Genomic DNA, 10,909 nt, shown 5'->3' on the forward strand with positions numbered 1-10,909 from the left:
ACTGTTTTCTGACTGACACCCGGCTTTGCAAGGCTATGGCGGCAATCGGAGAAATTTCAAGATTAACTTTAAGAAAAATTATGATATAATAAAGACAAAAGGGGGAATGTTTATGATGTTATTTGATTTTAAAGGTATTACTAAATTACATTTGCAAGAATTAATAGATAATAAAATTTTTGAAAACAAAGAATTAGAATACAAAGATTACTCTTTTATAGATGGAAAGATGACCGACAAACATAAAGACAAATTCATGAAAGAAATTGCTGCTTTTGCTAATACAAACGGTGGAACAATCATCATCGGTATGCAGGAGGATGAAAATAGACTGCCTACAAAGTTAAGTGGTGCAGGATTTAGCTTAAAGGAATTTGATAATTGGCTATCTTCTTTTAGACAACTTGTTTTGTCACGAATCAGACCACATTTACATGGTGTAGAGTGCATACCCGTTGAATTGGATGGTGACGATATTGCAATAGTCATTTCTGTTCCTAAGAGCTATGCCCGTCCCCATAGTTTTTGGGATGGTAATAAGGATGAATTTTTTATGCGCTATGCAAATGGAATTACCTATATGGATATCGACGACTTGCGTAAAGAATTTCTATACACGAATAGTGTGCAGGATAAAATGCGGCAATTTCGTAGGGACAGAATTTCCATGATATTGGCAAATGAATGCGTCGGGAATTTAGGTAATAGTGCAAAAATTGTCTTTCATATAATTCCTGAATGGAGTTTTGAATTAGGGAATCTCGTAAATATCGAAAAGGTAGATAGAAACAGTAATTTTAGACCTTTTTCCGGAAGTAGTTGGAACTTTAGGTATAATGCAGATGGGTACTGCATCTTTTCTAAAAACAAAAATGATGAATTGATAAAGACGTATACCCAACTTTTTCATAACGGTATTATTGAAGTGGTTGAGATACGGTTAATCTCACAATATCATGAAAAACAAATATATGATTGGGCACAAATCGAGGAAGCAATTATAGAAGCCACTGAAAATTACGGAGATATATTAAAATTATTAGATGTTCCAAAACCATGGCACATTTTTGCAACACTACTTAACGCTAAGGGATATACCACTTGCTATGGAGGTTGGAATGATTCGGAAGTAGTTGACCGAAATATTGTTAATTCGTTAGATGGAATATGGACTGACGATAATAATTTTAAGTTAGCACTAAGTCCAGTTCTAAATTCCCTATCCCATGCTTTTGGGTTTAGTGGAACTTCGAAGTTAAATAATTAGGAGTCTAAAATATTATTTTTTGGTGACGTTATTTTGTTTTTCTAAGGAGTCGAAAAAAGTTAAGCCATCTTTATTATCTGAATTATAAAAGCAGTATAAGCTGTTTTATTTGTAAACTAAAATGGAAAGAACTATGGGAAATACATGTATAAAGACAGTTTGACGCTCATCCTTGAAAAGTGAACAATGCAGACATTTCATCCTCGACACTCATATGAGGCCTAAGGTAGTAGATTTGAATTTAGGAAGCACAAGGATAGGAAAATTCGACTCTTAAAAATAAGAGGGAGTTATCATGTTATAATCAGTGCTTAAAAAAAGAGGAAGAGCGTCAGAATTGTTTGAAAAGTATCCTGACGTTAAGAAAGTATAAGACTCAACGATCATTAGAATTACAGCAACAAGCGGAGTTGAGACGGTTTGCCTTTTAAAACATATTGGAGAATAAAGTGAAAGAAAGCGGGAGGAATGATAATATGTTTATGGAGCGTACGATAAACGCTATTGGGCAGGGGGCTTTTTATACAGAACAGTTTTGTAATGGTATAAAAGTTGTTTATGATTGTGGGTCAACAACCAGCCTTAAGTTATTACAGAAAGCAATAGACAGCAGATTTGAAGATGATTCAAAAATTGACTTAGTATTCATTTCACATTTTCATAGTGATCATATAAATGGATTGCCATATTTACTTCAAAAATGTAAGGTTGATAAGATGGTGGTTCCTTATCTAAAGCAAAATGAAATTATAATTCATTTGTTTGAATTAATAATATACTGTTTAAAAAATAATATTAACTCAGAAGAAGAAATGCTTCTTGCACGGATTATAGAAAGTGCAGGAGATAATCGAAGAGATAGAATCAATATAGATGGGGCTCCACAGATTATTCCAGTTGTTGAAGAATATTCTGAACAAGAAATTAATATAGATGATATTCCTTCTAAAATTTCTTCTGGATGTAGTATTATCATAAACTTTTATCAATGGAGATATGTTCCATATAACTATAGACAAAGCTTTTATTATCCTCTTCTGGAGGGGGAGATTATTAAAGCTTTAGGTAAAATGCCTTCATCGTATGATGAAATAAAATGTATTATGGAAGATAAACGTACCAAATATAAAATAATTAATGTTTATAAAAATGTTTTTGGTAAGAAGTATTTAAATGAAAGTTCAATGGTTATTTTTTCAGGGGCTAGAGGTGAAGATTACAGAATATGTAAAATGCGGGGTATGGATATTAAAATGTGGAGAGGTTTAGTAAAATCAGGTTGCCTTTATACTGGAGATATTAACATTTCGGATGGAATAAGATGGGGGTGGCTGAAAAAAAATTATAAAAGTATTTGGGATAGTATTCAGTTCATGCAAGTTCCGCATCATGGCTCCACGAAAAATTTTTTTAAAGATATCGCAAAAGAAAACTTTGAGTTCTTCTTATGTGCAGGAAAGAAAAATACATATGGACATCCAGATTTCGGTGTGATAAAAGAAATACTTTTTAATGGCAAAGAGCTCAGTATAGTTAGTGAAGATAGTAAAACGGAGATAACATATTATATCATGAACTAGATTCTAAATAAAATAAATAGATAGATTCGCAAGTTCTGATTATTGATTGAAATGAATTAATGTTTACTATACAAAAAAATATATAGGACTGTAAAGGTATGGAGAATGGTTCGTTTATCAGGAGGCCGGCTATATCTCCCAGTGTCCGTTTTTGGTTGGGAATAAGAGCCCATATAGCATTTTTAAATGAAAGTTAAATCCCCTTTTTGTATTGAATTATAAGGAGATGGTAGTTACTAAAGAGAAAGGAATATAGGTGTGATATCTTTTAATTACACTATAAAAAATATAATAATGTGTGATGCAAAAAATATACGCGATGGAATAAACCATAGAAGAAGATATCGCTGTCCAATATGTTATCAAAACACTTTGTGGATAAGAAGAAATCGAGGTATTTGTGAGCGATGTAATGAAATACCAGAAAAATTAATGTATGAAGTAAAAAGTTCAGATTGGGAAGGCTATTATACTACAGCCGATATTGATATCAAATTTCAAGAAAATAAGAGAACTGAAATAGGATCCGTTTGTGGAAATATAAAATCAAGTATGTATACAAAGGGACAAATTGAGAAAATGAAACTGATAGTAAAAAAATCAGCGAGAATAAATGATTTGTTAGATGACTGTACAATTTATTTTTTTAAGAAACATCCCTATAAAGATACTAAAGACCGTATGCTTGAAGATTATGATTATCTCTTTAATATAGTGGAAGATATCCATGTAATTATGAATTGGATATCGAAAGATTTTACGTTAATGGATTTAGCTTATCAAATGGCTCTGTATGATGATGAAAGAAATCTAATGTTTTCTCCAGCGTATTATTATTTTAATTTAGCTCAGCATTTTTATGAGAGTATAGAACGATTTTATATTTGCATTGGACTTATGTTTAAAATTCAATTTCAAAAAAATGCTAAAGATAATACAAGATATTATATAGAAAAGATGTTGAAAAAAAATGATTCATACAGAAATTCGGAGTTAAAGAAAAAATTTCAAGAAATAAAGTCTCAAAAGGGGTATGAAGAATTAAAGCGTTATCGTGAAGAATCTTCTCATAACCAATCCGCAAATCTCACAAAAGTTATAACCCAAAGGGTAAATGTAAATCAGGATAGGTTTTTTGTGGACAAACAAATGATTCAAGAGAATCTTGCTGATGTTTTAAAAGTAATAAATACAGAATTTGAATTATTGGAGGAAGTTATTAAGCATTTAATAAGCTATATTGATATAACTTTGGATTCCAACGCAATTGCCATAATAAAATCCACAGGACAAATTAATCATTTAGCAATATCTGAACTTGTTGATATTTCAGTTATTTTGAAAAATGAATATAAAAGAAATGAAAAACGTTTATTTTATATAAATAGACGGGATGGAATTATAATTGGAGACATAGTATTTCGACTTTTTGAGATAATTAAAGGTTGTAATTATGCACTTTTTTTTGAAACTAATATAAAATATGAGTTTATGAAATATGATTTAGAAATAGTTACTGATATGATGGACAAGCAATATTTAATTTACTTATCCGCAGTTCGGACCATTTCTAGTTATGATAAAATTGCGCATTTTTTAATAGAAAAATATTTACCTGAATATACTGGAAAAGAAATTTATTTCAATGATTTCTTAAGGGATCAACCAATAAATCATAAAATTATGAAAACGTGCCAAATGATTCAAAGAAATCCTTTCTATCAATTTCTAGATAATTACAGGAATGAAATTACTCATATAATTAGAAAAGGTGCTATCTATACAAATGTTATGGAAAAATATGAGGGGTATCTGTTGGTTGCAATATGCTATAACCTAGAATATTTAGGGGATTTATTAGATAGTATTTTGGACATTAGATAGCTGCGTGGTAATCTGATTTTTTATATGTTGAGATGCTGGAACTTCTGGTTCCATGGAATGATGAGATTCAGAAAGTATGTAGCAATGAATTTATCAAGAATGACGAGTAAAATACTCGCATAGCTGGTCCTTCTAACATGGATGGGAATACTTATATCTTCACCGTAAAATTTAGCTCTTACTATATTATTGGCAGAACGTATATTTATCAAAATATACACTAATAAATAACAGTTGCCATGTTATAATTAGCATAGGTGATTTGTGAAAAAGAAAAGATGAGTGTCAGAATTATTAAAAGTATAACCTGACGCCAAGGGGGGAATGGGTTCGATGGTCATCCGAATTACAGCAACAAGGAACGTGGAGACCGTTTGTTTGCTGGAGAGGAAGGCTCAGTAAATCAAAGGTTTCAGCCGATTTAGAGAAAAAATGCATGTGTGTTTTTGTTTCTGCGGAGTAACTATGAGGGAACTGATTTTACCCCAGGGTAAGGAATTTGGAAAATGGCAGTATATATTTTGGCAAAAGGATACTTTTCCGCAAAAGAGAAAGAAGGGATGGGAATGGAAAAAACTCCAGCAAAGGATGCAGTAAAAGAATTGACACTGGCATTGATGTATCTGACAAGATTCAGTGAGAAGGATAGGTTTTCTGTATTAGATAATAACGCATGGAAAGGATATCCGTTTAAGGTTTTGGATGAACTGGAAGAAGAGGGCATGATTAATCAGGGGAGTCATCGGTCCAAATACGTGCATATTTATGTTGAAGGAATGGAACAGGCGAAAGCGCTGCTTGAAAAATACGGGATAGAAGATTGGAAGAGAGATGATTAGATGAAAATGTTTGAATTTACGGGTTTAAAAGTTCTGCATAGAGATATGCAGGTAAAGAAAGAGGAACGAGCAACATTTCCGTTTGAATATAATGGAAAGAGCTTTAGTTGTATTTTTTTGACAGATATAATTCCGTATCGTCTATACTTGACAACACTGGGTGCTGTTCCAAAAGTTTTTGAATTTGAAATCGAAAAGGGTTATAAAGTCGAGAGTTTTATTGAAGATTACAAAATGTTAATAGAGTATCTTGAAATAAAATATGATCCGAAACATAAGTTCCTACCATTTGATTTTTTTGAAGCATTAAATAAAAAAATTCCGAAAGAATTCAAAGTGCGTCCAGACTATAAAGAAACATTAAAAGTAGTTTCCAAAAGAAGAAAAATTGAAGAAGAGGAAAAAATATATTTTTGTGGATGGAGAAGAAATGCTATTGGACAAAGCGTAAGTGAAAAAAATTATGAGAAGACGAGGAGTGCTTTTGGGGATGAAAAGGCAGAAATGAGCAGAAAAAAAAATATTAGTTCCTGTTGGACGGATCGTGATGATGATGAAGAATTAAAGAGATTAAGTGAGATAATTGTAATCTAATAGCATCAAACCTACTTTTAGTTTATTATGGGAGGAAATATAGTGACTGCAGAATTATTAGAAATAATGAGAAACGATATAAAGCGATGTGAGGAGGCTCAGGGTTCAAATAATGGTACATATCGTTTATATCAAGCACTAATTGCAAAATATGATGGTATATTTGAAGGCTTTGAAAAGGATATACCAAAGTCTGGAAAGGCATGCACTGGAGGCGGGGAGTTCAATTACAGACCGGAACTAAACGCAATCAAAGAAAAATTGGAAATGATTATTGCAACAGATAAAGAAAAAGACCCATTATTTGGTTTCAAAGCTATGTACGAAGAAGATTTGGCATCTTTGAAAAAGGCAATTTCTGATTATGATAATAAGGATACACCTGAAATAGCAAAACTGCAATTATATAAAGATGTAACAGCAAGATATCATCCTTATGTACCTAAACTTAGTGATGGATTATATGAGTATGTTCAAAACTGTGCATTTTATGATGATGTGTCAGGAGAAGCGTTATTTCACAATCTTAAGCAAATATATAATAAATTGTTGTCTTTTAAGGCTTTGCGGTATCCTTCATTGAAAGAAGCGATCCCTCATAGCACGATGCCAATGGTGCAAATAACTAATACAAATGAGAATAAAATTGATATTAGTATTTCATTTGGCGATGTTAGAAAAGAGATTGAACATATGTCAGCATTACCGGACACGGAAATAGAAGAAATTTTAAGTAAAATAAATGAATTGGAAGGAATTGTTAAGTCTTCAGATCGAAAATCAAAGAAGTGGGAAAATGCAAAAGGTATTATTAAATGGATTTCTGATAAGGGAGTTGATGTAGGAATTGCGTTATTACCGCTATTATTACAGATTAAATAAAATATATAGATAATAAGCAGGAGAAGGGGTAACACCTAGATTGGGTAAATCATTATTCCACACCTCAAATTTTACGATTTCCTTTCGCCATGTAGTATAAAGTGGAGACCGTTGTATTGCTGTAGCGGAAAGCCCTGTAAATAAAAGGATTATGAAATGAACGTGAGTTTTTTGAATTGATGGGTAGTCCATGGAAAAAAACTTAAGAGGTATGATTAATATGCAAAGGGATTATGGACTTTGCGCTGCGATAAATTTAAATTGATTACGGATGGCGCGGCTCTATGCTAAAGGGAGTAAGAAATTTTATATAAGAGAAGATAGATTATATGTTTAAAACAAAAATTAGATTAGCCTATGAAAATAAAAATAAGAAAACCAATGGCATATTGAAAGGTGATACAGTTGAAAGATAAAGTGAATGATAAAATTGCACATTTAGATGAACAACAGATTGATGAATTGATAAACAAATATTATGGAGATGGCAAAGCGAAAGATCTGATTAAAGAATATGCAATTGATGTTTCACCATCTAAATTGTATACTGTTTTTCCGCCTAGAAAATGTGAAGATGAATTTTGTCAATATTGTAATATTAATTTATATGAGGCAAGACAATCAAAGTCAAGTTATTCATGGAATAGACCAGAAAAATTTTGTCTTATATGTGGACATGTATTGAAAGATTTTTGTAATTGTTCTAAATGTGAGAATCTGCGTCATGTTAAGGCGGAACAAGCCAGAATTGAAATGGAGCAGAGGATTATAAAAAAAAGAGAGTTAATTTATGAAAATTATAACTGTAAAAATATAAATCATAAAAGGTGGGATGATTTATCCACTACGAACAAAATATTTCTTGGAGCATTAATCAAATGTGCATTGTCAGAAGATTTGAAAAAAATTGAATCTTTATATAATAAAAAATTGAAATTAGCTCCTTCGGAATCAATGGAAAGAGAGATTCTACAGCAATTGTATGAAAGTGAAGTGATTTTAGTTGAAATAGGATCTGATATAGATTTTTTCGATGCAGCAGGAAAAATTTTTGATTTTAGGAGAGCTTCTTATAGAATCAACATATGTGAAGAAGAATATCAAGAAGTGATCTCAGTTGCTCTCTCTGGAAAATATGAAGTGAATTTGAATGAATGTATAAATATGTGGAAAAAAATTGCTTTAGAAGAAGTATTAGAATACTTTTTGATTTCTATGGATAGAATAAAGTTTGATTTTTCACCAGGTAAAAAAACGCTATACATATTTGAACACTGTTTAGAATATTATTCTGTTAGTCAGATATATGGCATTATATATAGTAATATTGCTAAAGCAGCGAAGTATTTTCAAGAAGGACATGTTACTAAAAGACAGGCGGCGAATGCGGTAATCACTAATTGTGAATTATATTTTGACAGATCTATCTCTGAGGATTGGAATCTTAAAAGCTATTTCAGAGATAGAGACTGTAAAGAATCAGCTTTGAGTCAATATTTTTTTGGTAGAGTAACAAAAATAGGAAATAATGGCTTTAATGTGGTTCCGAATCTTCGAACTATAGAAAGTTATATAATAAAAAATAATTTGATTGAGAAGTTAGATAATAATTTTTCCGAAGAATAGCAGATTACTTTACCCCAGAGTGAAAATTATTTAAAAGAGAGAAATAATAAGAAATTGGTAAGGGGTCAGAAAATAGGGGGGGATAACTTGAATCTTAATATTATTGGAAATGGATTTGATTTATATCATGGATTACCTAGTAGTTACTATTATTTTGGATGTTATTTGATAAAGGAACAACCGGATTTATATGAAACTATAGGAAATATGTATGGATTATTTTTTCGTAAAATACATAGAACATATCCGGATTTTGAATATGATTTGGTTGTAGAAGATATCTTTTGGAGAGAATTTGAGAAACATTTGGGGGCTGTTGATGAAAATTTTATTTTAGATACATACCCAGATGATTTGTATTTGGAGAATGATGATCCTATAGATATTGATATGGAAGATGATATTGTTGCAGAAAGACTGAAGACGGCATTTATCCAATGGGTAAACTCTACGCTTGATAGAGATGAGAATTATACACTAATCCGAAAAAATATAAGAAATAATTCTTCAAGGCTATATTTTACAAAGGATGACTATTTCTTGAATATCAATTATACACATACACTTCAAGAAGTTTATAAAATTTCAGATGAAAATATCTGTTATGTTCATGGCGAATGTTTTGATGGAGTTGATAATCTGATAGTAGGTCATGGAAATGATAATAGGATTATTGAACTGAAAAAAAAGATAGCAATGTGTGAAGAAGATTATGATTATACTCAGAAAAGCAAAAATGAGGAAAATGAATATAAATGCCTCTTAAGATATATACAAAGACTTAGAAAAGATGTTGAAGTCTGTATGGGTGAGTGCAAATATTTTTATTCCAGAATACGAAAGAGCATAGATCTTGTAAGAGTTTATGGAATGTCAATGGGAGATGTAGATATACCTTATTTAAAGTAGATAAAAAATTGTTATCCTGATGCAAATTGGAGCTTTTCTTATTTTTGTGATGGAGATAAGATTAGAAATAAAGAAGTAGCTGAAAACATACTGCAACTGTCTGCAAATGATTGGAATGAGTTTCATTTTGTAAATGCTTCTTGTTGGAGTATACAGGATCAAATTGTTGAACTTCAAGATATTGAGAAATATCAGAAGGTATAGATTAATTTTGTGGCTGAAAGATAACTATGAATTTATGAGGAAAGTAAATATGAAAAAAGTAGCATCGGTAGTAAATATAGTTTTAGCAATAATATGCTTAATTGCTGCAATAATGAATTTTACAAATAGTGATATACTTATGGAGATTTCCTATATTTTTTTCGCTTTAATGTTTTTGATTCTTGGTGTGAAGGAGGTGAGTAGGAAAAAGGACAATGAATATAAAGAAAAGTAATTAATCAAATTCCAGTTTGTAAGGTTTAGCAATTGACGTTACGTTATTGAAAGCTTTAGCAGAAGTAAACTGTACCAAGTGGGGTAAAAATATTACCCCGCCTAAAAATCCATCAGTTTATTTCTGCCATGTAGTATAAAACTTCTACCACAGGAACGTTGAGTGCGTGATTCTGATGCAGCGTTGTGGAATGGAAAGCAAAAAGTAGGGTTTAACCACAAGATGTCGTGGATTTGGGAGAAAAAAATACTGATGTAGAAGCCTATATTTTAGATGTAGCCCTCAAGATGATACCGAAATCATTTTTCGGTTAAAAAATTATGTGGAAGAGAATGATATCTGTAACCACAGTTATAAGGTCAAGTTGGCTATGGAGTTAAATTAATAGAGGTAATCTTTTTCGGGGGCGCAGGATATCGGGTGTGCTCCCCCATGAAAAAGAAGGAATAACATATAATACTTATCACTTGAGGTAAAGATTATACAAATTATAATAGACATTTTTCTACTATTTGAAAGATTAACCAAGAAATATCGATCTTAAAATAACCAAAATAGGAAATATTCAAGGACACATTGGGGCATTTGAATAGTCATTATGTGATTTATCCAAGAGTATATTATAGGAGGGAAAAAATGGATTTTGTACTAACTAAGTTAAATAGACTAATAGAGGTAAGTGAGAAGAAAACGGTAGAAAGGCAAACACTTTTAAGAGAGAGATTGGAATATATACTTTTTTTAATATTAGGATATTTATGGAATGAAAATTTTGATGATATTGAAATTGAAAAAAAGGTAAAAATTGTAGAGAATCTTCATAAAATCTCAATAGGTGAAGTAGTGTCAGCTATAAGGGAATTAGACTCAAAAAAGGTTTTTTTATCAA

10 protein-coding genes are annotated in these 10,909 nt (G+C 31.1%); all 10 read left to right on the forward strand.

Annotated features, from left to right (window positions below; translation table 11 throughout):
• Positions 1-112 precede the first annotated feature (112 nt).
• Positions 113-1,267 (forward strand): RNA-binding domain-containing protein, encoded by a 1,155-nt coding sequence (locus tag RT269_RS04845; protein ID WP_313180895.1) that lies wholly within the window; start codon positions 113-115, stop codon positions 1,265-1,267.
• A gap of 449 nt (positions 1,268-1,716) precedes the next feature.
• A complete protein-coding gene (locus RT269_RS04850; protein WP_313180896.1) occupies positions 1,717-2,847 on the forward strand; it encodes an MBL fold metallo-hydrolase in 1,131 nt (376 codons plus the stop codon).
• 258 nt (positions 2,848-3,105) lie between these two features.
• On the forward strand, positions 3,106-4,731 hold the full coding sequence (locus RT269_RS04855; RefSeq protein WP_313180898.1) for a Cthe_2314 family HEPN domain-containing protein: 1,626 nt from the start codon (positions 3,106-3,108) through the stop codon (positions 4,729-4,731).
• A gap of 506 nt (positions 4,732-5,237) precedes the next feature.
• Positions 5,238-5,570, forward strand: a complete 333-nt coding sequence (locus RT269_RS04860; RefSeq protein WP_313180900.1) for a DUF6429 family protein — start codon at positions 5,238-5,240, stop codon at positions 5,568-5,570.
• Positions 5,571-6,164 (forward strand): DUF6037 family protein, encoded by a 594-nt coding sequence (locus RT269_RS04865; RefSeq protein WP_313180902.1) that lies wholly within the window; start codon positions 5,571-5,573, stop codon positions 6,162-6,164. It abuts the gene before it with no gap.
• 42 nt (positions 6,165-6,206) lie between these two features.
• Positions 6,207-7,046, forward strand: a complete 840-nt coding sequence (locus RT269_RS04870) for a hypothetical protein (RefSeq protein ID WP_313180904.1) — start codon at positions 6,207-6,209, stop codon at positions 7,044-7,046.
• Between the two features lie 405 nt (positions 7,047-7,451).
• Entirely contained in the window at positions 7,452-8,672 is a 1,221-nt protein-coding gene (locus RT269_RS04875) for a hypothetical protein (RefSeq protein WP_313180906.1), read from the forward strand.
• 87 nt (positions 8,673-8,759) lie between these two features.
• Positions 8,760-9,581, forward strand: a complete 822-nt coding sequence (locus RT269_RS04880; protein WP_313180908.1) for an AbiH family protein — start codon at positions 8,760-8,762, stop codon at positions 9,579-9,581.
• A gap of 253 nt (positions 9,582-9,834) precedes the next feature.
• Entirely contained in the window at positions 9,835-10,020 is a 186-nt protein-coding gene (locus RT269_RS04885) for a hypothetical protein (protein WP_313180909.1), read from the forward strand.
• A 636-nt stretch (positions 10,021-10,656) separates the two neighbouring features.
• Positions 10,657-10,909 (forward strand): hypothetical protein (locus tag RT269_RS04890; protein WP_313180911.1); only part of this gene is annotated, 253 nt, incomplete at its 3' end.

Source organism: Lacrimispora sp. (assembly GCF_032078915.1).
Taxonomy (GTDB): domain Bacteria; phylum Bacillota; class Clostridia; order Lachnospirales; family Lachnospiraceae; genus Lacrimispora.

What these genes read in the sequence shown, in the direction of transcription:
- RT269_RS04845 (WP_313180895.1), top strand. Translation starts at nt 113, where the DNA reads ATGATGTTATTTGATTTTAAAGGTATTACTAAATTACATTTGCAAGAA.
- RT269_RS04860 (WP_313180900.1), top strand. Translation starts at nt 5,238, where the DNA reads ATGGCAGTATATATTTTGGCAAAAGGATACTTTTCCGCAAAAGAGAAA.
- RT269_RS04865 (WP_313180902.1), top strand. Translation starts at nt 5,571, where the DNA reads ATGAAAATGTTTGAATTTACGGGTTTAAAAGTTCTGCATAGAGATATG.
- RT269_RS04885 (WP_313180909.1), top strand. Translation starts at nt 9,835, where the DNA reads ATGAAAAAAGTAGCATCGGTAGTAAATATAGTTTTAGCAATAATATGC.